A 24458-nucleotide genomic window follows, 5' to 3' on the forward strand; every position below is an offset into this window, starting at 1 on the left:
TCCTCGTAGCGGAGCTACTAGGACATTCGGCTCGTGCGCCGAGGGTGCGTGCCGGGCGTCGCGACGCCGCGGGGCAACTCAATACAGGCCCTAGGCCGGGGCGCCGGAGGTGAAGCGGCGCAGCAGCGGGGACAGGACGAGGACGGACTTCGTGCGTTCGACGAAGGGCTCGCCCGCGATGCGTTCCAGAACCCGCTCGAAGTGGCGCATGTCGGAGGCGAAGATCTGGACGAGGGCGTCCGCGTCGCCGGTGACGGTCGACGCGGACACCACCTCGGGGTATCTCTCCAGTCCTCGCCGGATGTCGTCCGGCGAGGTGTTGTGGCGACAGTAGATCTCGATGAAGCCCTCGGTCTCCCAGCCCATGGCGGCCGGGTCGACGCGGACGGTGAATCCGGTGATGGCGCCTTCGGCGCGCAGCCGGTCCACGCGCCGCTTCACGGCGGGGGCGGAGAGCCCGACCTCGGAGCCGATGTCCGCGTAGGAGCGGCGGGCGTCCTCGGCGAGGGCGTGCACGATGCGTTCGTCGAGATCGTTCAGTCGCACGGGGGGTGAATCACTTCTGTTCAGCGACCTCCGCGGCCGAGGCGGCCACGGCGGCCACGGTGGCCAGGCTGGAGCGGCGCATGCCGTAGAAGAAGTAGATCACGAGCCCGGCCGCCATCCAGCCACCGAAGCACAGCCACGTGGCCATCGGCAGCTCGATCATGAGGTACCCGCAGAAGAGGAAGCCCAGGATCGGGGTGACCGGGAAGAGGGCGACCTTGAAGGTGCGGGGCATGTCGGGGCGGGTGCGGCGGAGGATGACGACGGCCACGTTGACCAGGCCGAAGGCGAACAGCGTGCCGATGCTGGTGGCGTTGGCCAGCTCGCCCAGCGGGATGAACGCGGCGAGCAGTCCGCAGAAGAGGCAGACGATGATCGTGTTGACCTTCGGGGTGCCGGTCTTCTCGTCGACCTTGGCGAAGGCCTTCGGCATCAGGCCGTCGCGGGACATGGCGAAGAGGATGCGGGTCTGGCCGTAGAGCACGGCGAAGACGACGCTGGCGATGGCGACGACCGCACCGGCGGCCAGGATGACGCTCCAGAAGGAGTGGCCGGTGACGTTCTCCATGATCTGGGCCAGGGCGGCCTCGCTGCCCTCGAACTCCTGCCACGGCATGGCGCCGACGGCGACCAGCGCGACGAGGCAGTAGATCGCGGTGACGATCAGCAGCGAGAGCATGATCGCGCGGGGCAGGTCCCTCTTCGGGTTCTTGGCTTCCTCACCGGCGGTGGAGGCCGCGTCGAAGCCGATGTAGGAGAAGAAGAGCATGGAGGCGGCGGCGCTGATGGCGGTGACGCCGAGCGGGGCCAGCGGGGTGTAGTTGCCGGCCTTGATGCCCATGAAGCCGATGACGATGAACAGCGCCAGCGTCACGATCTTGACGACGACCATGATCGTGTTGATCCGGGCGCTCTCCTTGGCGCCGCGGAGCAGGAAGACCATGCACAGGAGCACCACGACGAGCGCGGGAAGGTTGATGTAGCCGCCCTCGCCCAGCGGGGCGGAGAAGCCCTCGGGGATGGTGAGGCCGAGCGTGCCGTCGAGCAGCTCGTTGAGGTACTGGCCCCAGCCGACGGCGACGGCCGCGACCGAGACGCCGTACTCCAGGATCAGGCACCAGCCGCAGACCCAGGCTATGAGCTCGCCCATGGTGGCGTAGGCGTAGGAGTACGAGGAGCCCGAGACCGGGATCGAGCCCGCGAGCTCGGCGTAGGAGAGCGCCGAGAACAGGGCGGTGAGCCCCGCGATGATGAAGGCGATGAAGACGGCCGGGCCGGCCACCGGGGTGGCCTCGCCGAGGACGACGAAGATGCCGGTGCCCAGGGTCGCGCCGATGCTGATCATGGTCAGCTGCCACATGGTGAGCGAACGCTTGAGCGCGCCGCCCTCACCCTGGCCGCCTTCGGAGACCAGCAGCTCGACCGGCTTGCGGCGGAGCAGCGGGTTGGCGGGCGTGCGGGGCTCGGAAGCGAGCGGTGGCGCCTGGCCGTGGTCGAGCACGAGGGGACTCCTTGTCACTGCGGATCGACAGAGGTCGGGGATGAGGCGTCGACCGCGACGGTCCGGAGCAGGACAGGGCCCGACGAGGGGAAGGGCCTGGCAAGGGGGACCGCCGAGCAGGCGATCCGCGCCACTCCACGTACAGCGAGTGAGCCTACGAGCTGAGTGATACCGCCCGTAATGGACCATCCTTGCACATTGGCGCACGATCATTGCGCGGATCGGTCACTGACAGTTGTTTGTTGCGTATGGATGATCGATCGCTGCGCAGCCCACCGACGGCATCCTTTCTTGACACTTCGTCAGATCTGCCGCAGCGTGCCGCCGTGGATCCGGAGGTCCGCGGTGGAACCGGGCCCGCGCGGGGTACGGGCGAACGCCGCGGGGTACGGGTGAACGCGATGGCCCCGGGGCCGCCCGGACCCCCGGGCGACCGCCCCGCACGTCCCGCCCCGCCGCCGTCCTCGTACGTGACGGGGAACACGCTCGTGGGCGACGGCCGGGCCGGCAGGCAGTTCCCGTATCCGACGATCGGAGGCGAAGGGTGAGCGCACCGGTGCACGACGAGGACCGGCCCGGACCGCGGCAGGAGCCCACCGGCCGGTGGGGGCGGGGGGCGGCGCCGGGACAGCGGCGGGGCGGGGACCGCGACGAGGTCCCGGGCGGGTGGCAGGACCCGCAGCCCTTCCTGCGCGGGGTCGCCTGGCTGGACAAGGGCCGTCCGGTGCGCGCCGACCCGGCGGACACCATGCGGCTGCCCTGGGACACCGGTGAGCGGGCCACCCTGCCCATCGGGGTACGCCTGGAGTTCACCACCGAGACCGCGCGGGCCGTCGAGATCCGCTACCGGGCCACCGTGCCCGGCCCCACGGACTCCCTGCGCGACCTCGCGCACGGCTTCGCCCTGTGGGACCGCCACGGAGTGGTCACGGAGGTGTTCACCGAACCGGCCGCGGAGGCCGTCGTACGCATCGGGCTCGGGGCCGGCGACGGCCCCTTCCGCGGTCCCTTCACCCTCCACCCGCCCGAGAACCAGTCACCCCTCGTACTCGGCCTGCGCGGGATCGGCGGCGCCCTCACGCCCGCGCCGCCGGCACCGCGCTGGGTGGTGCACGGCGACTCGATCACCGAGGGCTGGTGGTCCACCCGCCCCGCCCACGGCTGGCCGGCCGTCGCCGGCCGGGCCCTCGGCTGGGACACCGTCAACCTCGGCTACGCGGGCGCCGCGCGCGGCGAACTGGCCACCGCCGAACAGCTCGCGACCCTGCCGGCGGACGTCCTTACCCTCGCCTTCGGCACCAACTGCTGGTCCCGGGTGCCCTTCTCGGCGCCCCTGCTGTACGAGACCACGCGCGCCTTCCTCGAACTGCTCCGCCAGGGGCACCCGCGGACCCCCCTGCTGCTGGTCTCCCCCGTGCTGCGGCCCGACGCCGAACGCACCCCGAACAGGCTCGGCGCCACCCTGGGCGCCCTGCGCGACGCGATGGAGCGCGCCGCCGGGGACCGGATCGCCGCCGGGGACGACCGGCTCGCCGTCCTCCCGGGCCGCGACCTGCTCGGACCCGAGCACCTCGCGGACGGGCTGCACCCCAACGACTCCGGACACCGGGCGCTCGGCCTCGCTGTGGCCACGGCCCTGCGGCGCACCGGGTTCGGCGCGGGGTGAGTGAAACAGCCCACACCGGACGCGGTGAACGGATCCCGACCACCGGGGCGTGTCCTGTGCACAGTTGCCGCCGCTGGGGGCGACGGCACGACAGACACGATGTGGGAGAGATCAACATGGGCATGAAGCGCGCAACCACCTTCGCCGCGGCCGCAGTAGCCGTCGTCCTGGCGGCCAGCGCCTGCGGCCCGTCGGAGTACAAGGCATCGGACACGGCCCAGCCCGTCGGCGCCGCCGCCCCGGCGGCGGCCGGCCCGGGCAACCAGCCCGGCGGACAACTGGCCGTCTCCACCACCGAGAAGGCCGGCCCCGTCCTGACCGACAGCGCGGGCCTGACGCTCTACCGCTTCGACAAGGACACCGCCAACCCGCCGAAGTCGAACTGCGAGGGCGACTGCGCGAAGACCTGGCCCGTGGTCGCGGCCGGTGACGTCACCGCCGCCGCGGGCATGGACGCGTCGCTGCTCGGCGAGGTGGTGCGCGGCGACGGCACGAAGCAGCTGACGGTGGCGGGCTGGCCCGCGTACCGCTTCAACAAGGACGCCAAGCCGGGTGACGTCAACGGGCAGGGCGTCGGCGGGGTGTGGTTCGCCTTCGGCCCGGACGGCAAGAAGGCGGCGAAGGGTGCCCCGGCCAAGGCCGAGGCCGCGCCCTACGAGGCTCCCCCGGCCGCCGCCTCGCCCGCCCCGGGCGGGGCGGCCCCCGCGGAGCCGGCGCCCGGCCTGTCCGTGGCGAAGGACCCGAAGCTCGGCGAGCACATCGTCGACGGCAGGGGCATGACCGTCTACCGCTTCAAGAAGGACACCGCCTGGCCGATGGTCTCCAACTGCGTCGGCGACTGCCTGACCAAGTGGCCGGTCGTGCCCCCGGTGGACAAGGCGAACGCCAAGGGCATCACGGAGAAGAACTACCGGGTCATGGACCGCCCGGACGGCAAGCAGCAGCAGACCGTCGACTGCTGGCCCGTCTACACCTTCTCGGGCGACAAGAAGCCCGGTGACACCAACGGGCAGGGCGTGGGCGGCACCTGGTACGCCGTCTCCCCCGACGGCAAGCTGATCACCGTCCAGTAGCCGGTCCGGTCCCCCCCGACCCCCCACCACGGTCCGCGCGGCCCCTGCCCCACCTCCCCCCGGGCAGGGGCCGCGCTCTGTTCTCCGCCCTCCGGAGCACGCCGGTCAGGTCATAGACTCGGCCGCATGCTGCGTGTGCTCGCTGTCGACGACGAGAAGCCGCTCCTGGAGGAACTCCTCTACCTGCTGCGCTCGGATCCCCGGGTGCGCAGCGCCGAGGGCGCCTCGGACGCCACCGAGGCCCTGCGCCGGGTCACCCGGGCGCTGGAGTCCGGTCCCGACGGGCCCGACGGCATCGACGTGGTCTTCCTCGACATCCACATGGCCGGTCTGACCGGACTGGACATCGCCCGGCTGCTGACCGGGTTCGCACGGCCGCCGCTGATCGTCTTCGTCACCGCCCACGAGGGTTTCGCCGTACAGGCCTTCGATCTGAAGGCCGTGGACTACGTGCTCAAACCGGTGCGCCCGGAGCGGCTGGCCGAGGCCGTGCGGCGGGCCTGCGTCCAGTCGGGCCGGGCCGAGGAGGTGCCGGTGGCCGCCGCGCCGGCGGTGGGTCCGCCGGCCGTGGTGGCGGCGCCCCGGCCGGCCCCGGAGGCGGCCGTGCCCGACCGGGGCCCGGAGCAGATCGCCGTCGAACTGGGCGGCGTCACCCGCTTCGTGGCGATCGCGGACATCGCCCACGTCGAGGCGCAGGGCGACTACGCCCGCCTGCACACCGACGAGGGCAGCCATCTCGTGCGGATCCCGCTGTCCACGCTGGAGGAGCGGTGGGCGGCACGCGGATTCGTACGGATCCACCGCCGCCATCTGGTCGCGCTGGCCCGGATCGACGAGCTCCGGCTGGAATCGGGCACCACCACGGTCCGGGTCGGGTCGGCGGAACTCCAGGTGAGCCGCAGGCACGCGCGGGAGCTGCGGGACCTGCTGATGCGGCACGCGACCGGCTGAAACCGGTCGCCGCCGGGCGCCGCCGGGCACGTCGACCGCCGCCGGACCCCGCCGGACCCCATCGGGCGACCGCCGGGCGACCGCCGGGCGCGCGCGGATGCCGTTCACCGCAGCGGGAGGGGCGTACGGCGATCCGCGGGAGCCGCCTGCCGCACCGGTGGCGCGGACGGCCCGCCGACGCCGTCGGCGCTGCGTATCGTGGATCTTCCCGGCGCGGGAGGAGCGAGATGTCCGAGGTCCAGGCGCTGGTCGACGCCCTGAGCGGGCTGCCGCGGAGGCAGCCGGCCGGGCCCGCCGAGGCCGAGGCGCTGCTCGCCCTGCTGCGCAGCGCGGCCGCCCGCTGGGCGGACATCCTCTACGAGTCCTGCGAGGGCGCCCGCGACCAGGTCCCGCCGCGCGCGGAGGCGGCGCTGAAGCTGGCCTTCCGGCGTGCGGAGGAGTCGTACGTGGAGCTGGAGATCGCCCTGCGCGACTGTGCCGAACACCGCGACCCGACCGTCTGAGCGCGCCGGACCGGCAGGGTCCGAATCGCGCCTGTCGCCCGGTGGGGGGCCTGCGTAGACTCCGGTCACCCCTCCCCGTCCGAAGGACCGCCCCGGTGAACCAGACGTACGCGCTGACCGCGGTCGCCGTCGTCGTCCTGGTCACGCTCCTGCTCGGCGCACTGGGCCTGCGGATATCGCGGACCACCTCGGACTTCTACGTGGCCTCGCGCACAGTGGGGCCGGGGCTCAACGCGGCGGCGATCAGCGGAGAGTACCTCTCGGCGGCGTCGTTCCTCGGGGTGGCGGGTCTGGTGCTGCTCCAGGGGCCCGGGATGCTCTGGTACCCGGTGGGCTACACCGCCGGGTACGTGGTGCTGCTGGCCCTGGTCGCGGCCCCGCTGCGCCGCTCCGGCGCGTACACGCTGCCCGACTTCGCGGAGGCTCGGCTGGAGTCCCGCACGGTGCGCCGGATCGCCGTGCTGTTCGTGGTCGGGGTGGGCTGGCTGTACCTGCTGCCGCAACTGCAGGGGGCCGGGCTGACCCTGGAGATCCTCACCGGGGCCCCGCACTGGGCCGACGGGCTGGTCGTGGCCTGCGTGGTCAGCGTCGCGGTGGCCGCCGGGGGGATGCGCAGCATCACCTTCGTGCAGGCCTTCCAGTACTGGCTCAAACTCACCGCCCTGCTGGTCCCGGCGTTCTTCCTGATCGCCGCGTGGGCCGGGGACGGCGCGCCGCGGGCGACCTTCGACGCCCCGGCGGTCTTCCGCGAGGCCACGTCGGTGACGCTCGCGCAGGACGTGCGGCTGTCGGTGAAGGAGCCGCTCGCGGTGACGGTGACCGGGCAGGTGGACGGGCGCCCGTATACGGCGGAGCCGCTGGTGCTGGCCGTCGGCGAGCACGCGGTACGGGCCCGCACGCGGCTGGAGTTCGCCCCGGACACGCCGGTACCGGACGCGCGGAAGGAACCGGGTGCGGGGGTGGGCACCTGGTCGGAACCACCGTCCGGGGAACTGCGGGAGTACCGGCTGTACGCCACGTACGGGCTGATCCTGGCCACGTTCCTGGGGACGATGGGGCTGCCGCACGTGGCAGTGCGGTTCTACACCAGCCCCAACGGGCGGGCGGCGCGGCGCACGACGCTGGTGGTGCTGGGGCTGGTCGGCGCCTTCTACCTGCTGCCGCCGGTGTACGGGGCGCTGGGCCGGATCTACGCCCCGGAGCTGGCGCTGACCGGTGACGCGGACGCGGCGGTGCTGGTACTGCCCGAGCGGATGCTGGGCGGCGTGCTGGGGGAACTGCTGGGGGCGCTGCTGGCCGGGGGCGCGTTCGCGGCGTTCCTGTCGACGGCGTCGGGGCTGACGATGGCGGTGGCGGGGGTGCTGCACCAGGACGTGCTGCCGAAGTGCGGGGCCCGCAGTTTCCGCTGGGCGGCGCTGGCGGCGATCCTGGTGCCGCTGGGGGTGAGCATGGCGGTCACACAGGTGCCGGTGGCGGATGCGGTGGGGCTGGCGTTCGCCGTGTCGGCCTCGTCGTTCTGCCCGCTGCTGGTGCTGGGCATCTGGTGGCGGAGGCTGACGCCGCCGGGTGCGGTGGCGGGGCTGGTCACGGGTGGCGGGGCGGCGCTGAGCGCGGTACTGGCGACGCGGGCCGGGCTGGCTCCGGCGGGCTGGACGCACACGATGCTGGCCTGGCCGGCGGCGTGGTCGGTGCCGCTCGGGTTCCTGACGATGGTGGTGGTGTCGCTGGCCACCCGCTCGCGGATCCCGGCCGGTACGGCGGCCACGCTGGCCCGGCTGCACCTGCCGGAGGTCGTGGCCGGGGACCGGGCGGGGGGACGGCGGTGACCGGGGCGGGACAGGTCCTGATCGCCGTGCCGGCGGTGGCGGGCGCGGCTCTGATGCTGGGCGTGGGCTGGGCGGCGGGACGCTGGCACGCGCGCCGCGGCGAGCGCCTCGCGGGCCTGGATCTGGGGACGCCGGTGGAGCGGGCCACCTTCCACACGTTGCACACGGCTTCGCTGGCCGCTCCCCCGCTGCGGGCGGGGCTGACCGAGGACGCGGCCCGCAAGGCGGCCCGGCGGCTGCGGTCGCTGCTGGGCACGGAGGCGCTGTGCCTGACGGACCGGGAGGCGGTGCTGGCGTGGGACGGTCCGGGGGCCGACCACCACCAGCGCCGGGCGATGGCCCGGGTGGCGGTGATGCTGGAGTCGGGGCGCAGCGAGAGCGTGCGGACCGAGTGCCAGCGGCCCGACTGTCCTTTGAAGTGGGCCGTGTTCGCCCCGCTGACCGGCGAGGACGGGGTGCTGGGGGCGCTGGTGGCGTACGGGTCACGGGAGTCGGCGGTGCTGGTGCGGGCCGCGACGGAGCTGGCGCGGTGGGTGTCGGTGCAGTTGGAGCTGTCGGAGCTGGACCGCTCGCGCACCCGGCTGATGGAGGCGGAGATCAAGGCGCTGCGGGCGCAGATCTCCCCGCATTTCATCTTCAACTCGCTGGCGGCGATCGCCTCGTTCGTGCGGACCGACCCGGAGCGTGCGCGGGAACTGCTGCTGGAGTTCGCGGACTTCACCCGGTACTCGTTCCGCAGGCACGGGGAATTCACCACGCTGGCCGACGAGTTGCGTTCCATCCAGCAGTATCTGGCGCTGGCGGGGGCCCGGTTCGGTGACCGGCTGAAGGTGACCTTGCAGGTGGCTCCGGAGGTGCTGCCGGTGGCGCTGCCGTTCCTGTGTCTGCAGCCGCTGGTGGAGAACGCCGTCAAGCACGGGCTGGAGGACTCCACCGAGGAGTGCCGGATCACGATCACGGCGCAGGACGCGGGACCCGACGCGGTGATCACCGTCGAGGACAACGGGGTCGGGATGGATCCGGCGCTGCTGCGCCGGATCCTGGCCGGGGAGCGGGCGGGGTCCTCGTCGGGGGTGGGGCTGCCCAACGTCGACGAGCGGATCCGGCAGGTGTACGGGGACGCGTACGGTCCGGTGATGGAGACGGGGGTGGGCGCCGGCATGAAGGTGACGGTGCGCATCCCCAAGTACCGTGCGGGCGTGCACAGTTCCCCGTCGGGGCAGGTTCTGCCGCCCCAGGCCTGAAGCCGCCCGGTGAACCCGCCCCGGGCCTGAACCCGCCGGGGGCCTGTGAACGCCCTCGGCCCCCGGGCCCGTCCGCGGTGGACGGGCCCGGGGGCCGAGGCGAGCTGCGGGAGGCGCCGGCTCCTAGCTCCAGCTGGCGTGCAGCGGCTTTCCCTCGGCGTAGCCGGCGGCGGACTGGATGCCGACCACCGCCTTCTCCTCGAACTCCGCGAGGGAGCCGGCACCGGCGTAGGTGCAGGAGGAGCGGACGCCCGCGATGATCGAGTCGATCAGGTCCTCTACGCCCGGGCGGGCCGGGTCGAGGAACATGCGCGAGGTGGAGATGCCCTCCTCGAACAGGCCCTTGCGGGCGCGGTCGTAGGCCGACTCCTCGCTCGTGCGGTTCTGCACCGCGCGGGCGGAGGCCATGCCGAAGGACTCCTTGTACAGGCGGCCCTCGGCGGACTGCTGGAGGTCGCCCGGGGACTCGTACGTACCGGCGAACCAGGAGCCGATCATGACGTTGGAGGCGCCGGCGGCCAGCGCCATCGCCACGTCGCGCGGGTGGCGGACGCCGCCGTCGGCCCAGACGTGCTTGCCGTACTTCCTGGCCTCGGCCGCGCATTCCAGCACCGCGGAGAACTGCGGGCGGCCCACGCCGGTCATCATGCGGGTGGTGCACATGGCGCCGGGGCCCACACCGACCTTGATGATGTCCGCGCCGGCGTCGATGAGGTCCTTGACGCCCTCGGCGGCGACGATGTTGCCGGCCACGATCGGGACCTGCGGGTCCAGGGCGCGGACCGCCTTGATCGCGTTGATCATCGACTCCTGGTGGCCGTGCGCCGTGTCGATGACGAGGGTGTCCACGCCCGCGTCGAGCAGCTGCTTGGCCTTGGCCACGAAGTCGCCGTTGATGCCGATGGCGGCCGCGATGCGCAGCTTGCCGTTCGCGTCGGTGGCCGGGGTGTAGAGGGTCGCGCGCAGGGCGCCCTTGCGGGTGAGGATGCCGACGAGCCTGCCGTCCTCGTCGACGGCCGGGGCCAGCTTGCGGTGGCCGGCGTCGAGCTGGTTGAAGGCCTCGCGCGGGTCGATGTCGGCGTCGATGAGCAGCAGCTCCTTCGACATGACCTCGGAGAGCTGGGTGAAGCGGTCGACACCGGTCAGGTCGTGCTCGGTGACGACGCCGACCGGGCGGCCCTCGCCGTCGACGACGACACCGGCGCCGTGGGCGCGCTTGGGCAGCAGGGACAGTGCGTCCGCGACGGTCTGGGTGGGCGCCAGCGTGATCGGGGTGTCGAGCACGAGGTGGCGGGTCTTCACCCAGGAGATGACGTCGGTGACGACCTCGATCGGGATGTCCTGCGGGATGACGACGATGCCGCCGCGGCGGGCGACGGTCTCGGCCATCCGGCGGCCTGCGATCGCGGTCATGTTCGCCACGACCAGGGGAATGGTGGTGCCGGTCCCGTCAGGCGAGGAGAGGTCGACGGCCTGGCGGGAACCGACCGCGGAGCGGCTCGGCACCATGAACACATCGTCGTACGTGAGGTCGTACGGCGGCTTCAGGTCATTGAGGAAACGCACGTGCTGAACATCCCAGTCAATCGGAGGTGCCTCGACAGGGTGCAGCCGAGGAAACGCACGTACTTCATTCTCCCACGACCCGGGGTTCATGCCGCCCGGGCCGATCGTCCAAGGCACCGCGGACCGTGTGGTGTCTTCCTACGGGACCTTGGTCCCGCAGGGGTGCGGCGGACCGCTCCCCCGGGGCAGGATGCACCCGTCCGGGCCACAGCGGAAGGGCAGGGACGGTCCGGGGACGTCCGGGGACGGGGAGCAGGGCCACGAAGACGGGCAGGCCCTCCACTCGTCCGCCGAGTCCACCGGGTCGTGGAGCGCGTCAGGGGCGGGGCGGGCCGAGGGCGGCCCCGGCGCGGGGAGCGGGTGCGGGGGCCGGTCGGCGGTGGACGGGGCCGGTGGTGGCGGTCAGGGGGGCGGCCGAGCCGCCGTGCCGGAGGGCCGTGAACTCGGCGGCGATGGCCAGTGCGGTCTCCTCGGGGGTGGCGCCGCCGAGGTCGAGGCCGATGGGGGAACGCAGCCGGGCCAGGGCGGCGTCCGTGACCCCTTCCTCGCGCAGCCGTCCGACGCGTTCGGCGTGGGTGCGCCGCGATCCCATGGCGCCGACGTAGCCGAGCGGCAGCCGCAGGGCCAGCTCCAGCAGCGGTACGTCGAACTTCGCGTCGTGGGTGAGGACGCAGACGGCGGTACGGGAGTCCAGCCGGCCCGCGTCCCGCTCGGCGGCCAGATGGCGGTGGGGCCAGTCGACGACCACCTCGTCGGCGTCGGGGAAGCGGGCCGGGGTCGCGAAGACGGGCCGGGCGTCGCACACCGTGACCCGGTGGCCGAGGAAGGCGCCGATCCGGGCCAGGGCTGCGGCGAAGTCGATGGCCCCGTAGACGATCAGCCGGGGCGGTTGGGCGGCGGATTCGACGAGGAGGGTCAGGGGCTCGCCGCACAGCCCGCCGGCGGTGCCGAGTTCGGCGGTGCCGGTGTGTCCGGCGAGGAGCAGGGCGCGGGCCCGGACGGCCGCGGCCCGGTCGAGGGCGGCGCCGCCGTCGAGTCCGCCCTCGTAGGAGCCGTCGGCGTGGACGGCGAGGGCCCGGCCGAGCTGGCGCGGCGGACCGGAGACGACGCGGGCGAGGGCGGCCCGGGACCCGTCCGCGGCGGCGTCGAGGACCGAGCCGAGGACGGGCCGTACCGGGTCGCGGCCGCGCACCGGGGTGACCAGGACGTCGAGGACTCCCCCGCAGGTCAGGCCCACGGCGAAGGCGTCGTCGTCGCTGTAGCCGAAGCGGTGCAGGCCGCCCCGGCCGGTGGCGATCGCGTCGAGGCAGAGTTCGTGGACGGCGGATTCCACGCAGCCCCCGGACACGGAGCCGAGCGCGGTGCCGCGGTCGTCGACGGCGAGCGAGGCGCCGGGGCCGCGCGGCGCGCTGCCGCTGACGGCGACCACGGTGGCCAGCGCGAATTCCCGGCGCGCGGCGCACCACGCGCGTAGCTCCGCGGCGATGTCGAGCATCAGCGGATGTATTCGCGGCGCGGGGTCTGTCCGGACAGGTGCGGCGGCAGCACGGCCGGGGTGGCCGGGCGCGCTGCGGCGGGCCGGGGCAGGGCGGCGGTGGCCTGCCGGGCGAGGGTGGCGGGGCGCGCGGGGCCGGGGTACGGGTCGCGGGCGTGGGGGCGTGCGGAGAGCAGTTTCGCGGCGTGGGCGACGCTCGCCAGGGTGGCGTGGTGGTGCCAGCCGCGGAAGGAGCGGCCTTCGAAGTCGCGGATGCCGACCGGTTCGCAGGTCTCGGTGAAGTCGAGGGAGACCCGGTCGGTGAGTTTGGCGAGCAGGAAGAGCTGGGCGAGCGGCCGGTCTCCTATGTTGGTGATCCAGAACTCGGAGGGGAGCAGGGCCGCTTCGGTCCAGGCCCCGACCAGCAGCAGCGGGGTGGGCGGGGCGGACGCGGGGCGGTCCTCGCAGGGGGTGGCGAAGACCGGGGCCGAGGTCAGCAGGGTCACCGCTCCTTCGGCCCGGCCGTGCCGGGTCCATTCGACGACACGGCGCTGGGAGCGCAGGGAGTCGATGAGTTCGCGTGCGGGGGCGGTGTGCGGGCCGGGCTTGTGGCGGCCCGCCCCGCCGAAGGAGACGGGCAGCGAGCCGTCCACCTTGAAGACGAAGGGGATGTCCTGGAGGGCGAACGAGTCGATGCTCTGGGGCAGATCGCCGTTGGCGACCTCCATCACCACGGGCCGGCGCTGGAGTTGCCAGGTGGCGGCCATCCGCTGGACGGCGTGTACGGCGTCCTGGGCGGGGGTGAGGGAGCGGGCGGTGTCCGGGATGCCGGCCCTTCGGCGGCGCATGAGTTCGCTGGTCCAGGGCCCGGGGAGGGTGAGGGTCCATTCGACCGGGAAGCTGGCGTCGCTGGAGGCGAGCCAGATTCCGCTGGCCTGCTGGCAGTTGGCGGTGCGGCCGAGCTGGGGGACGAACTGCCGGCCGACGCCGACCGAGCGGTCGCCGGCCTTCTCGATGACCATGGGCTGGAGCACCCAGGCCAGCGGGCGCTGTGCGGTGCGTTCGAGGTGCTGGGCGAGGGAGCGCCGTACGGGCGTCCAGTCCCAGGGGGACTTGCTGATGAACTGCTGCAGGCTCTGCTCGACGGAACTCGCTCCCGTTCCGGCGATGTTACGGATTGTTTTCTTCCCGTTGGTCCGCACGAGGCCGTTGAGATAAACGCGGGCCCAGTTTCGCTGGTCCCGCCGGGGTAAGGACTCAAAGAGAAGAGAGATCATGACATCGATCAATTCGGGGACTTCCTTGACGGAATCCTCCGGCAGGACTGCGCGAGCCATCTGGTGCCTCCCCCGCGACCAGCTAGATCCAATACCCTACGTGACCGCGGAGAACGGACGTAGGCCCCTGCGGCTACTTCCTGAGGTCGCTGGCAGATTCGAGCCGCTCTTCCTCTACCACGAGGGGGATGGGGATCTGGTTCGCCGCATAGTAGATCGCGATCAGGAAGTGCGCGACAAGTGTGAGCGGTGCGGAGAAGAAGGCCAGGACGACCGTGCAGGGGTAGGCGATGGCGCCGAGGCCGAAACGCACCCGCGTGGCCCGTGCGCCGTCCTTGTCCACCTGCTCGTGGAAGAGGTGCCCGACCCGGGTGACGTACCACCAGAAGAGCAGGAACGCCGAGGCGTAGGCCACGGTGACGAGGCTGTAGAGCACGGCGGCCGGGTTGGCGGAGCCGCCTTCGGTGAGGTGCTCGGCGAGCACGTTGGTGGTGTACGGGATCACCGAGACCACCATCAGCACCATGAGGTTCAGGAACAACAGCGGACGGTCGATCCGCTTGAGGTGACTGAAGATGGTGTGGTGGTTCACCCACATCACACCGATGATGAGGAAGCTCACCACATAGGCGGCGTAATGGGGCCACTGTTCGCGGACGCCGTGCCAGAACTCGGACCCGGTTTCTTCCGGAACCTTTAATTCCAGGACGAGGATCGTAATGATGATGGCGAATACGCCGTCGCTGAATGCCTCGACCCGCCCGGTTTCGTTTTCCATGACCTCCCCTTTGCCCTATCACGACGCGCGCCCCGTGGGCCGCGCATACGGGGAGAGAGCGTTCTCCCGCCCCTCCCCGCACACGCTACCCAGATTCCCGGTCTCAGCCGCCGAAGCCGGCCGTCTGGCGCCAGATTCGGCCATCGCGGACCACGAGTGTCCCGAACGCGTGCTCCGGTTCACCGTTCAGGTTCATGATCGCCCGGTAGAAGATGGTGTCCTCGGTCTCGATGTACTCCTGGAGTTCCACCAGCGTGGGCTTCACCGAGAGGTAGCCGGTGAAGGTCTCACGGACCGCGTCGATGCCCACCGAGACGCCCTCGAAGCGCAGCAGCACCGCGTCGTCGGTGTAGTTCTTCATCACCGCCTCGATGTCCAGGGCGGCCAGCGCCTCCATCTGACGGACGAACACCGGGTGCAGCGTGGAGATGTCGTACTTGGTCATGTCGACTCCGTTTCAACTGGGAGGGGCGCCCGGAGTGCGCGCGGACGCGGTTTCCTGTGCGGTATCGGTTGTGTGCGCAGGTGGGGCGCAGGATTCGGCGCCGCCCGCAAAGGGCAGCCGCACGACCATCCGGGTCTCGCCGGGACGTGAACGGGCCGTGAGCGACCCGCGGTGGCGCTGGGTCACGATGCGGTAGCTGAGGTGCAGCCCCAGGCCCGTTCCCTTGCCCACGTCCTTGGTCGTGTAGAAGGGCTCGAAGATCCGCGGCAGGGACTCCTCGGGGATGCCCCGGCCGGTGTCGGCGACCTCCACGACCATGCAGACGCCCTCGGCCCGGGCGCTCAGCGTCAGCACGCCGGCGCCCTCCATGGCCTCGACGGCGTTGTCGACGAGGTTGGTCCACACCTGGTTCAACTCGCTCGGATAGCCAGTCAGTTCGGGCAGGTCCGGCTCGTACGCACGCACGATGCTGATGCCTTCGAGCTTGGCACGCAGCACGACCAGCGTGTTCTCCAGTCCCTCGGTCACCGCGAAGCGCTGCTCGGGCGCCCGGTCGAGATTGGCGTAATCCCGGGTGGCGGAGACGAGTTGGGAGATCCTCGGGCCCGCCGCCCGCAGCTCGGCGGCGAGCGAGCGGATCTCCAGCAGCGCCGCCAGGTGGTCGAGGGCGCGGGCGAGGGCCTCCTTGCCGATGCTCTCCGTCCGCTCCAGCAGCCAGCCCAGGTCCAGTCCGAGGTCGGAGACGCCCGAGCCGAGCAGACCGGACCGTCCGGCGCCGGCCCCCTCCGCCCAGTCGGCGATCTCCTCCTCGGCGTCGGCCTGGGCCAGCGGGTCGGTGGTGACCGGCGGTGGCAGCGCGTCCAGCTCCCCGGTGACCCGGTCGAGGACCGCACGCTCGGCGGGAGTGGCGGCCGCGCCCCAGTCCTGGGCCGTCCCTGTGAGCCGCTCCAGGGCGGGGGCCAGTTCCTGCGCGGCCCGGGCGACCGCCGCCGCCGGATTGTTCAGCTCGTGCGCGAGCCCCGCCGCGAGGGTGCCCAGCGCCTCCACGGTGGCGCGTTTGCGGGCCTGGACCTCGGAGGACTTGATGCGCCAGGCCAGGACGGGGATCAGCACGGCGGCCACCCCGTGGCAGCGCGTGAGCATCTCGAAGAAGACCGCCTTGGGATAGGCCACGACCGTGGTCGACGGCCCACTCGCGGCGGCGGTGGCCACGTACGCGCCGTCCGTCAGCAGCGGCAGCTCGCCGGTGAAGCGGTGGGCGGCCGGGGGCTTGCCGTCGTGGTCCTCGGCCGCGGCACCCTCCTCCTCGGTGGAGTGCCGGGTGAGCACCTCCTCGCGGCCGTCGACGACCTTGGTGACGACGAGCCCTCCCGAGAGCAGTACGTGGAAACCGGTGGCCTCCTCCCCGTCCCGGAAGAGCACCTCCCCGTCGGCGAGGACCCGCGGCCGGGACACCGACACCAGCCAGTCCAGCTGCTCCTCGGTGATCCCCGCGAAGACCTCCAGCGCCCGCAGGGCGGAGCGCAGCTCCGGCGGCTTCATGCGGCGCTCCTCTCGAGTCTGGTGCGGGCGGCCATCCGTACGGTGGCCAGCAGGGCCACCGCGCACACCGCGGCGACGGCGGCCATGAAGCCCACCGAGGTCCGGTGCAGCCCGTGGATGTTGGTGAGCATCCCGGCGAGCACGGCCGGAACGCTCATCGCGAGGTACGCGAAGACGTATACGGCGGCGGTCAGTTCACCACGGTGCGCCGGCTGCGCCAGTGCGCTCAGCGCCCGGAAGGCACCGAGGAAGGCGGCTCCCCAGCCGCTGCCGAGGACGGCCGTGGCCACCAGGAACACGGGGGCCGAACCGAGGCCCAGCGCGAGCAGCACCGTCCCGAGTCCGGTGAGCATGCCGAGCAGCCCGAGCACGGCGGTCCGCAGCGCCGCGGTGCGGCCGAGCATCAGCTGGGCGACGGTGGCGGCGCCGGCGAGCAGCGCGACCGTGGCCCCGCCGACGAGGTAGTTCGTGGACCGGAGCAGGGACAGCGCCAGGTGCGGGCCGAGCGAGAGGTAGAAGCCGCCCACGGACCAGACGGCGACGATGGTCAGGACGAGGACCAGGAAGCGGCCCCGGGCGCCCGCCGGTACGTGGATCCGGTGCGGGACCACCCGCAGCCGGCCGCCGGCGCCGGGAGCGCTCTCCGGCATGCGGACGACTCCCACCAAAGTGACCGCGAAGGCCCCGATGAGCAGCAGATAGCTGAGGACGGTCGGGGCGGGCGCGTACTGGACGAGCAGTCCGGCACCGATCCCGCCGAGCCCGATCCCGATGGTCGGTCCGGCGCTGTTGACCTGGGCTCCCAGCGCCGGGCGCGAGGCGGGGCCCAGTTCCAGCAGGGCCGCGCCCATCGCACCGGTGGCGAGGCCCACGGCGAGCCCCTGCACGGCGCGGGCGGCGAGGAGCAGTCCGAGCCCCTGGGCCCCGGCGAACAGGGCCATCGAGACGATCGCCAGGACCAGTCCGGCGCCCAGGACCGGGCGCCGGCCCAGGGTGTCGGAGAGGGAGCCGAAGAGCAGGAGCCCGGCCAGCACGGTGACGGCGTACAGGGCGAAGACCACCGTGATCGTGCCGGAGGACAGGCCCCACTTCTGCTGGTAGAGCACGTAGAGGGCGGACGGCACGGAGGAGGAGAGCATCAGCAGCACCAGGACGGCGCCCACCACCCAGAAGCCGGAGCCTCTGGGCGCGCCGGCCGCGCGGGCGGCTGGGTGCACGGACACCTCCGTGGTCGTTCGGGACGGTTCGGCCACTGCTTCACTCAACTCCCCCGTGATGGGCCCCGGGCGGGGCCCGTGGTCGGTCGGTCAGGCGAGGGCCCGCTCGGCCCTCTGCAGTGCTCGGGCGGTGAGGACCCCCGCGAGATGGCCGAGGTACTCGGCCGAGGTGCCGCGCCCGGGGACGAACAGCTCCCGGGGTTCGGCGCGGAACGCGGCGAGTACGGCTTCCGTGTCGTACGGGCCCCCGCGCAGCCGGTCCTCGACCCCGCGCAGGCGCAGGGGCCGGGGGGTGGCGCCGGTGACGGCGATGCGCGGCCCGTCGGGGGTGATCCGTACGGCGGTGGCGCAGACCGGGTAGCGGGTGGCGCGGTCGGCGGACTTCTCGAAGGCCGCGGCCGGTCCGGCTGCGGGCACGAGCAGGGCCGTGAGGAGCTCGCCGGCGGGGGCGCCGGCGGCGGCGAACTCCTCGGCCGGGAGGGTGGTGCGGCGGCCGCCCGGCCCGGCCAGTTCGACGACGGCGTCGGCGGCGACGGCGGCGACCGGCAGGTCGGTGGGCCGCCCGGCGGCGGCCAGGTTGCCGCCGACCGTGCCGAGGTTGCGGACCTGAGGGTCGCCGTTGGAGCGGGCCGCGGCGGCCAGTTCGGGTGCTCCGGCGAGTACCAGCGGGTCGGCTGCCAGGTCGGCGAGCGTGGTGAGGGCCCCGACGCGCAGCAGGCGTCCGTCCGGGGTGCGGGTGGTGCCGCGCAGCTCGGCCAGCCGCCGGATGTCGACGAGCAGGCGGGCGTCGTCGGTTCCGGCACGCAGGTCGGGCAGCAGGCTCTGGCCGCCGGCCAGCACCCGGGCGCCGCGGGTCCCCGCCAGCAGGGCGAGCGCCTCGTCGAGGCCGGCGGGGCGGGCGTAGTCGAACTCGGTGAGGATCACTGGGATTCCCCTCTCAGGCGGCGCCAGACCTTCTCGGGGGTGAGCGGCATGTCGATGTGCCGGACGCCCAGGTCGCAGAGGGCGTCGACGACGGCGTTGACCACGGCCGCGGCGGGCGGGACGGTGGCGATCTCGCCCGCTCCCTTGGCTCCGAGCGGGTTGTGCGGGCTGGGCGTGACGGTCCTGTCGAGCGCGAAGAAGGGCACGTCGGCCGCGCGCGGCAGGGCGTAGTGGCCGAGGTCGGAGCTGAGCAGCCGGCCGTTCTCGTCGTACTCGGCGGCCTCCATGAGGGCCTGGCCCAGGCCGTGCACGATGCTGCCCTCGATCTGCCCCTGGACGATCTTCGGGTTGCCGATGTTGCCGGCGTCGTCGACCGCGGTGTAGGCGACCACCTCGGTCTCGCCGGTCAGTTCGTCGATCTCGACAACGGCGACGTGCGTGCCGAAGGGGTAGTTGAAGTCCGGCGGATCGAAGTGGGTGGTCTCGTCCAGCGCCGGCTCGATCTCCGGGGGCAGTCCCCAGCCGTACCACATGGCCATGGCCAGTTCGGCGAGGGTCTTGGCGTTCTCCGGGTTGCCCTCCTCGTGGACGCCCCCGCCCTTGTAGACGACTCTGTCCTCGGGCACGCCCAGGAAGACAGCGCCGGCCCGGACCAGTTTGGCCTTGAGCTTGCGGGCGGTGAGGGCCACGGCGGGCGCGGCCATGCTGTAGGAGCGGGAGCCGTAGGTGCCCTGTCCGTAGGGGGCCTTCTGCGTGTCGCCCTCGTGGACCTGGACGGTCGCGGGGTCGATGCCGAGCTCCTCCGCGACGACCTGCGCGAAGACGGTGCCGTGGCTCTGGCCGGTGGAGGCGGAGCCGACGGTGACGGTGACCTCGCCGGTGGGGTGGACGCGGATGTTGGCGCTCTCCCAGGTGCCGCCGAGCATGCCCTCCTGCGACATCCGGGTGGAGGGGCCGACGCCGCAGACCGCGACGTAGGTGGCGATGCCGACGCCGAGGCGTTTGCCGCGGGCGCGGGCCTGCGCCTTCCGGGCGGGCATGTCGGCGTAGCCGGACAGTTCGACGGCCTTGTCGAAGTTCAGCCGGTAGTCCCCGGAGTCGTAGGTCCAGCCGAGACCGTTGTCGTAGGGGAACTTCTCCTTCGGCACCAGGTTCCTGCGCCGCACCGCCGCCGGGTCCATGCCGATCTCGGAGGCGTACCGGTCGACGAGCCGCTCCATGAGGAAGGCGGCCTCGGCGCGTCCGCTGCCGCGCTGCGCCCCGAGGGGCACGGTGTTGGTGAAGGCGGCGTACACCTCGCAGAAGGCGGCGTCGATGTCGTACATGCCGCTGATGGAGCGGCCCATCAGGGCGGTGGCGACGCCGGGGCCGATCGTCGAGGGATACGCGCCGAGGTTGGCGTGGCTGGTGCAGCGCACCGCGGTGATGCGGCCGTCGCGGGTGCCGGCGAGGGTGACGTGCTGGCGGTGGTCGCGGCCCTGGACGGTGGAGTTCATCAGCCCGGTACGGGTGTCCACCCATTTCACGGGCCGGCCGAGCGCCTTGGAGAGCAGCAGGACCAGGGGCATGTCGGGGTACAGGTAGCCCTTGGTGCCGAAGCTGCCGCCGACGGTCGGGGCGATCACCCGGAGCTTGTTGAAGGGGATGCCGAGGACCAGGGCGGAGAGCAGGAAGCGGTGGTTGTGCGGGCCCTGGGTGGAGGCGTAGAGGGTGTACTCGCCGGTGGCCGGGTCGTAGTCGCCCACCGCGCCGCGCGGTTCGATGGGGCTGTTGATGGTGCGCTGGTTGACCAGGTCGAGCTCGACGGTGACCTCGGCGGCGGCGATGGCCGCGTCGGTGCGGTCCTTGTCGCCGCAGGTCCAGTACGCGTTGAGGTTGCCCGGGACGGCCTCGTGGAGCTGGGGCGCGCCGTCGGCGAGGGCCTCGTCGGCGCGGGTGACGACGGGCAGCGGCTCGTACTCGACGGCGATGGCGGCCAGTGCCGCGGCGGCCTGCCGCGGGGTCTCGGCGACGACCGCGGCGACGGGGTCGCCGACGTGGCGGACGGTGTCGCCGGTGAGGACCGGGCGGGCGCCGGGAAGCCCGTAGGGGTGCGGCGGGAAGTGGCTCTCGACGCCGCCGGGGACCCAGATGCAGGGCAGCGGCATGACGTCGGTGAAGTCGGCCGCGGTGACCACCTTGAGCACGCCGGGCAGCTGCTCGGCGGCCTTGGTCTCGATGGACAGGATGCTCGCGTGCGCCACCGGGCTGCCCAGGATGGCCATGTGCGCGGTGCCGGGCAGGTCGATGTCCGCCACGTACGTGGCCTCGCCGCGCAGCAGCTGCGGATCCTCGCGGCTGTCCAGCGGCTGCCCGAGCACGCCGCCCCGGTCGGCCGGGGCGTCCCCCGTCACTGTGGTCATGTCCCTCACACCTCCGGTGCGGCTGCGGTGGATGCGGCGGAGCCGGCGGGCACCTCGTCGCGGCCGGCCGCGCAGGCGCGCTGCACTCCCCGTACGACGCTGTGGTAGCCGGTGCAGCGGCACAGGTTGCCGGTGAGCCACTCGCGGATCTCGGGCTCGGTGGGGGCCGGGCCGTCGGCGGTGGCGTCGACGAGTTCGCCGAGGGCCATGACCATGCCGGGGGTGCAGAAGCCGCACTGCGTGCCGTGTTCCTGGCGCAGGGCCTCCTGGAGGGCGGACAACTCCCCGCCGCGGGTGGTGACGCCTTCGATGGTGGCGACCTCGCCGCCGGCGGCGGAGGCGGTGAGGACCAGGCAGCTCTTGACGGAACGGCCGTCGAGGCGGACCACGCAGGAGCCGCACTGGCCGGTGTCGCAGCCGACCTTGGTGCCGGTCAGGCCGAGGCCGTCGCGGAGCCGTTCCACGAGCAGTTCGTTCGGCGGCGCCGAGAACCGCTCGGGTCTTCCGTTCACGTTCAGCGTGATATCCATGCCAGCGCCTGCGCTTCCGTGAGGGGCCGGTTGAAGAGGGGCCCGCCGGGCTGTTGGAGAATTCCACCGGAGTGCAGCGGACCGGTGTCGACCGCGGCGAATCCGAGATCTGTGATGATTCCGGCGACGATTTCCTTCGCTTTCGCGTCGTCGCCCGCGGTGAAATGCGCCAGGCGCTCTCCGGGGGCGGTTCCCGCGACGGCGAGGGTTTCGAAATGCATGGTGTTCAGTGATTTCACGACCCGGGCCTCGGGGTACCACTCGGCGACCAGGTCGCTGGAGGCGCGCCCGCCGAGGTCGGCGGGGGCGCCGGGGCCGCCGAACGCGTTCGTCGCGTCCACCAGCACCTTGTCCTGCACGACGCGCGGCGGGAGCAGTCCCCGGACGCGTTCGAAGGGCACCATCAGCACCAGGAGTTCGGCCTGGGCGGCGGCCTCGGCGGGGTGCGCCGCCGAGGCCGCCGGTCCCAGCTCGGCCACGAGCGGGCCAAGGGCCTGCGGGCCCCGGGCGCCCGCGAGGACCACCTGATGGCCCGCCGCCACGAGGATCCGTGCGAGGACCGTGCCGATCCGCCCGGTGCCGATGATGCCTGTCCGCATTGCCGCTCCTCGGGAAGGGGGTCCGCCGCTGTCAGTCCATGCCGATCCAGACCGACTTGGTCTGGGTGTAGCTCTCCAGGGATTCGGGTCCGCACTCGCGGCCGAAGCCGGAGGCCTTGTAGCCGCCGTAGGGCACCGCGGGGTCGTACTGGTTGTAGCAGTTGACCCAGACCGTGCCGGCCTTGATCTGGGAGGCGACGCGGTGGGCGCGGCGCAGGTCCTTGGTGTGGACGCCGGCGGCGAGGCCGTACGCGCTGTCGTTGGCGATGCGTACGGCGTCCTCCTCGGTGTCGAAGGGGATGATCGACAGGACCGGGCCGAAGATCTCCTCCTGGGCGATGCGCATCCCGTTGTCGACGCCGGTGAAGACGGTCGGGAGGAAGTAGAGGCCCTCGGCGGAGGCCCCCTCGGGGGTCCAGCCGGTGCCGCCGGTCCGCAGGACCGCGCCCTCCTTCTCGCCGATCTCGATGTAGGAGCTGACCTTGTCGAACTGGCCCCGGTGGGCCAGGGGCCCGAAGAGGGTGGCCGGATCGCGCGGGTCGCCGGGCTTGAGGGCGGCGGCCCGGCGTACGAGGCGTTCGACCAGCTCGTCGTGGATGGGGCGCTGGAGCAGCAGCCGGGATCCGGCAGTGCAGATCTCGCCCTTGTTGTAGTAGATGCCGAAGAAGGCGAGTTCCTCGGCGGCGTCGAGGTCGGCGTCGGCGAAGACGATGTTGGCGGACTTGCCGCCGAGTTCCATCGTCACCTTCTTCAGGGTGCCGGCCGCCCGGCGGATGATCGACTGGCCGACCACGGTGGAACCGGTGAAGGCGATCTTGTCGATGCCGGGGTGGTCGGTGAGGGTCTCGCCCAGCTCCACGCCGGGGCCGGTGACCACGTTGAGCACCCCGTCGGGGATCTCCGCCTCCTGGAAGAGCTCGGCGATCTTCAGCGCGGTGAGCGGGGTGGCCGGGGAGGGTTTGTGGACGACCGTGTTGCCCGCCGCCAGCGCCGGTGCGATCTTCGTCATCGACAGCAGCAGCGGGAAGTTGAACGGGGTGATCGCGCAGACCACGCCCAGCGGTTCGCGCAGGGTGTAGGCGAGCTGCCCGCCGGCCGGGGCGCGGGAGGAGCCGTCGACGCGGGTCACGGCCCCGGCGTAGTAGTGCATGAGCTGGGCTGCCATGGGGGCGTCGACCGTGCTGGAGAACGCGAACGGCTTGCCCATGTCCACGGTCTCCAGCAGGGCGATCTCCTCCAGGTCGCGCTCGATGAGCTCACCGACCCGGTTCAGCCGCAGCGCCCGCTCCTGGGCGGACAGTCTGCTCCAGGGCCCTTCCTCGTACGCCGTGCGGGCGGCGGCCACGGCCGCGTCCGCGTCGGCCGCGGCGGCCTGGGCCACCGGGACGATCTCCTGTCCGTCCACGGGGCTGACGTCCGGCTCGGTGCGTCCGTCCCGGGCCGGTACCCATGAGCCGCCGATGAACAGTTTCCCGGGGTTGGCGAGGGGCGGGCCGCTCAGCTCACGCTTGGTCATGGCTGCCTTCCGGTGTCGGTTGCGGGGCGGGCGGGGAGAGGGTGTCCGGCCCTGATCCGCCGGACACCCCCTAGCCCTTCGCGAGCTGGCTCAAGAACGTCTCCGCGAGGGCCTTTGAGGAGTACGGGTTCTGGCCGGTCGTCAGCTTGCGGTCGACGACGACGTGCGAGTCCCAGATCGCGTCGGCCTTCTCGTAGCGGGCGCCGAGCCGGGTGAGCTCGACCTCCAGGATCAGGGGGAGCCGGCCGGCCATGTTGGTGACCAGTTCCTCGTCGTGGGAGAAGGCCGTCATCCGGTAGCCCTCGAACGGCCAGCGGCCTTCGCCGTCGCGCAGCGCGAGCAGCGAGGTGTGGCCGTGGCAGACGGTGGCGAGGGGCTTGTCCTGGGCGATGACCCAGCGCAGGATCTGGGCGAGTTCGTCGGACTTGGGCAGGTCGCCGATCGCGCCGTGGCCGCCGCTGACGTAGACGCCGTCGTAGTCGGAGACGTCCTTCTCGGTGAGGGACTCCAGGGCCAGGGGCGCCTTCAGCTGGGGGGTGTTCTCGATGACCCGGACGTACTCGGCGGCGTTGGCCGCGTCCTCGTCGGGGGAACCCTGGGGCCGGACCCACTGGAGGAACTGGGGGTCGATGCTCGTCAGGTCGACCGTGGGGGCGCGGCCACCGATCGTCGCCACGTCCACGTCGTGACCGGCCGCCTTGAAGAGCGAGAAGGGAACGACGAATTCCTCTGCCCAGAATCCCGAGGGATGCTGTTCACCGTCCAGCAGGTGCAGGGTCGCCTTGGCCGTCATGACGACGAGAATCTTCATGATTCTCTCCTTGGTCTGGATGCGCTGCCGATTCAACACGCCCCCCGCAGGGGGCGTAAGGGGGTGA

The 24458-nt window shown here is 72.5% G+C and carries 21 protein-coding genes; 6 read left to right on the top strand and 15 right to left on the bottom strand.

All coding sequences use genetic code 11. The features are described from left to right. Window positions 1-90: 90 nt before the first annotated feature. Entirely contained in the window at window positions 91-546 is a 456-nt protein-coding gene (locus tag ACIPXC_RS16375) for an Lrp/AsnC family transcriptional regulator (protein ID WP_030027017.1), read from the bottom strand. 10 nt (window positions 547-556) lie between these two features. After that, the gene (locus ACIPXC_RS16380; protein ID WP_401617964.1) at window positions 557-2047 is read right to left on the bottom strand and encodes an amino acid permease; all 1491 of its coding nucleotides are present in this window, start codon (window positions 2045-2047) and stop codon (window positions 557-559) included. A gap of 688 nt (window positions 2048-2735) precedes the next feature. On the opposite strand from ACIPXC_RS16380, the gene ACIPXC_RS16385 reads away from it, so the two are divergent. The 6 genes from ACIPXC_RS16385 (at window position 2736) to ACIPXC_RS16410 (ending at window position 9310) form a co-directional block, all read left to right on the top strand. After that, entirely contained in the window at window positions 2736-3713 is a 978-nt protein-coding gene (locus tag ACIPXC_RS16385) for a GDSL-type esterase/lipase family protein (protein ID WP_401618282.1), read from the top strand. A 116-nt stretch (window positions 3714-3829) separates the two neighbouring features. Beyond that, window positions 3830-4786 (top strand): SCO0930 family lipoprotein, encoded by a 957-nt coding sequence (locus ACIPXC_RS16390; RefSeq protein WP_401617967.1) that lies wholly within the window; start codon window positions 3830-3832, stop codon window positions 4784-4786. Window positions 4787-4912: 126 nt separating this feature from the next. After that, window positions 4913-5737, top strand: coding sequence for a LytR/AlgR family response regulator transcription factor (locus ACIPXC_RS16395; protein ID WP_401617970.1), 825 nt, complete (start codon window positions 4913-4915; stop codon window positions 5735-5737). Between the two features lie 227 nt (window positions 5738-5964). Then, the gene (locus ACIPXC_RS16400) at window positions 5965-6240 is read left to right on the top strand and encodes a hypothetical protein (protein ID WP_401617973.1); all 276 of its coding nucleotides are present in this window, start codon (window positions 5965-5967) and stop codon (window positions 6238-6240) included. 95 nt (window positions 6241-6335) lie between these two features. Further along, entirely contained in the window at window positions 6336-8066 is a 1731-nt protein-coding gene (locus ACIPXC_RS16405; protein ID WP_401617976.1) for a cation acetate symporter, read from the top strand. Next, window positions 8063-9310, top strand: coding sequence for a sensor histidine kinase (locus ACIPXC_RS16410; RefSeq protein WP_401617979.1), 1248 nt, complete (start codon window positions 8063-8065; stop codon window positions 9308-9310). The genes ACIPXC_RS16405 and ACIPXC_RS16410 overlap by 4 nt, the downstream gene beginning before the upstream one ends. Window positions 9311-9433: 123 nt before the next feature. On the opposite strand, the gene ACIPXC_RS16415 is transcribed toward ACIPXC_RS16410, so the two are convergent. The 13 genes from ACIPXC_RS16415 to ACIPXC_RS16475 form a co-directional block, all read right to left on the bottom strand. Next, window positions 9434-10876, bottom strand: a complete 1443-nt coding sequence (locus ACIPXC_RS16415) for a GuaB1 family IMP dehydrogenase-related protein (RefSeq protein WP_401617982.1) — start codon at window positions 10874-10876, stop codon at window positions 9434-9436. A gap of 316 nt (window positions 10877-11192) precedes the next feature. Continuing rightward, window positions 11193-12371: an XdhC family protein gene (locus ACIPXC_RS16420; protein ID WP_401617985.1), complete on the bottom strand. Its 1179-nt coding sequence runs from the start codon at window positions 12369-12371 to the stop codon at window positions 11193-11195. After that, entirely contained in the window at window positions 12371-13687 is a 1317-nt protein-coding gene (locus ACIPXC_RS16425) for an IS701 family transposase (RefSeq protein ID WP_401617988.1), read from the bottom strand. Before ACIPXC_RS16425 ends, ACIPXC_RS16420 begins: the two co-directional genes overlap by 1 nt. Before the next feature lie 73 nt (window positions 13688-13760). Further along, complete coding sequence (locus ACIPXC_RS16430; RefSeq protein WP_401617991.1) at window positions 13761-14405, bottom strand: TMEM175 family protein; 645 nt, start codon at window positions 14403-14405, stop codon at window positions 13761-13763. A 103-nt stretch (window positions 14406-14508) separates the two neighbouring features. Next, a complete protein-coding gene (locus ACIPXC_RS16435) occupies window positions 14509-14850 on the bottom strand; it encodes a nuclear transport factor 2 family protein (protein WP_401617994.1) in 342 nt (113 codons plus the stop codon). 12 nt (window positions 14851-14862) lie between these two features. Continuing rightward, window positions 14863-16392 (bottom strand): ATP-binding protein, encoded by a 1530-nt coding sequence (locus ACIPXC_RS16440; protein ID WP_401617998.1) that lies wholly within the window; start codon window positions 16390-16392, stop codon window positions 14863-14865. Next, window positions 16389-17609 carry an MFS transporter gene (locus ACIPXC_RS16445; protein WP_401618001.1) on the bottom strand — a complete coding sequence of 407 codons (1221 nt, stop codon included), beginning with the start codon at window positions 17607-17609 and terminating at the stop codon, window positions 16389-16391. Before ACIPXC_RS16445 ends, ACIPXC_RS16440 begins: the two co-directional genes overlap by 4 nt. A gap of 90 nt (window positions 17610-17699) precedes the next feature. Then, window positions 17700-18533, bottom strand: a complete 834-nt coding sequence (locus ACIPXC_RS16450) for an FAD binding domain-containing protein (protein WP_401618003.1) — start codon at window positions 18531-18533, stop codon at window positions 17700-17702. Beyond that, window positions 18530-20935, bottom strand: coding sequence for a xanthine dehydrogenase family protein molybdopterin-binding subunit (locus ACIPXC_RS16455; RefSeq protein ID WP_401618006.1), 2406 nt, complete (start codon window positions 20933-20935; stop codon window positions 18530-18532). The genes ACIPXC_RS16450 and ACIPXC_RS16455 overlap by 4 nt, the downstream gene beginning before the upstream one ends. A gap of 5 nt (window positions 20936-20940) precedes the next feature. After that, window positions 20941-21453, bottom strand: a complete 513-nt coding sequence (locus ACIPXC_RS16460; protein WP_401618285.1) for a (2Fe-2S)-binding protein — start codon at window positions 21451-21453, stop codon at window positions 20941-20943. Further along, window positions 21450-22064 (bottom strand): NADPH-dependent F420 reductase, encoded by a 615-nt coding sequence (locus ACIPXC_RS16465; RefSeq protein WP_401618009.1) that lies wholly within the window; start codon window positions 22062-22064, stop codon window positions 21450-21452. The genes ACIPXC_RS16460 and ACIPXC_RS16465 overlap by 4 nt, the downstream gene beginning before the upstream one ends. A gap of 31 nt (window positions 22065-22095) precedes the next feature. Beyond that, window positions 22096-23580, bottom strand: coding sequence for an aldehyde dehydrogenase family protein (locus ACIPXC_RS16470; protein ID WP_400740913.1), 1485 nt, complete (start codon window positions 23578-23580; stop codon window positions 22096-22098). A gap of 70 nt (window positions 23581-23650) precedes the next feature. Beyond that, complete coding sequence (locus ACIPXC_RS16475) at window positions 23651-24391, bottom strand: type 1 glutamine amidotransferase domain-containing protein (RefSeq protein ID WP_401618012.1); 741 nt, start codon at window positions 24389-24391, stop codon at window positions 23651-23653. Window positions 24392-24458 lie beyond the last annotated feature (67 nt).

The sequence above is a fragment of the Streptomyces sp. NPDC090021 genome (genome assembly GCF_044748225.1).
Lineage (GTDB): Bacteria > Actinomycetota > Actinomycetes > Streptomycetales > Streptomycetaceae > Streptomyces.

Excerpts from the sequence above, each read along its gene's own strand:
- ACIPXC_RS16390 (WP_401617967.1), top strand. The coding sequence starts at position 3,830 with ATGGGCATGAAGCGCGCAACCACCTTCGCCGCGGCCGCAGTAGCCGTC.
- ACIPXC_RS16395 (WP_401617970.1), top strand. The coding sequence starts at position 4,913 with ATGCTGCGTGTGCTCGCTGTCGACGACGAGAAGCCGCTCCTGGAGGAA.
- ACIPXC_RS16400 (WP_401617973.1), top strand. The coding sequence starts at position 5,965 with ATGTCCGAGGTCCAGGCGCTGGTCGACGCCCTGAGCGGGCTGCCGCGG.
- ACIPXC_RS16420 (WP_401617985.1), bottom strand. The coding sequence starts at position 12,371 with ATGCTCGACATCGCCGCGGAGCTACGCGCGTGGTGCGCCGCGCGCCGG.
- ACIPXC_RS16425 (WP_401617988.1), bottom strand. The coding sequence starts at position 13,687 with ATGGCTCGCGCAGTCCTGCCGGAGGATTCCGTCAAGGAAGTCCCCGAA.
- ACIPXC_RS16430 (WP_401617991.1), bottom strand. The coding sequence starts at position 14,405 with ATGGAAAACGAAACCGGGCGGGTCGAGGCATTCAGCGACGGCGTATTC.
- ACIPXC_RS16435 (WP_401617994.1), bottom strand. The coding sequence starts at position 14,850 with ATGACCAAGTACGACATCTCCACGCTGCACCCGGTGTTCGTCCGTCAG.
- ACIPXC_RS16440 (WP_401617998.1), bottom strand. The coding sequence starts at position 16,392 with ATGAAGCCGCCGGAGCTGCGCTCCGCCCTGCGGGCGCTGGAGGTCTTC.
- ACIPXC_RS16455 (WP_401618006.1), bottom strand. The coding sequence starts at position 20,935 with ATGACCACAGTGACGGGGGACGCCCCGGCCGACCGGGGCGGCGTGCTC.
- ACIPXC_RS16465 (WP_401618009.1), bottom strand. The coding sequence starts at position 22,064 with ATGCGGACAGGCATCATCGGCACCGGGCGGATCGGCACGGTCCTCGCA.
- ACIPXC_RS16470 (WP_400740913.1), bottom strand. The coding sequence starts at position 23,580 with ATGACCAAGCGTGAGCTGAGCGGCCCGCCCCTCGCCAACCCCGGGAAA.
- ACIPXC_RS16475 (WP_401618012.1), bottom strand. The coding sequence starts at position 24,391 with ATGAAGATTCTCGTCGTCATGACGGCCAAGGCGACCCTGCACCTGCTG.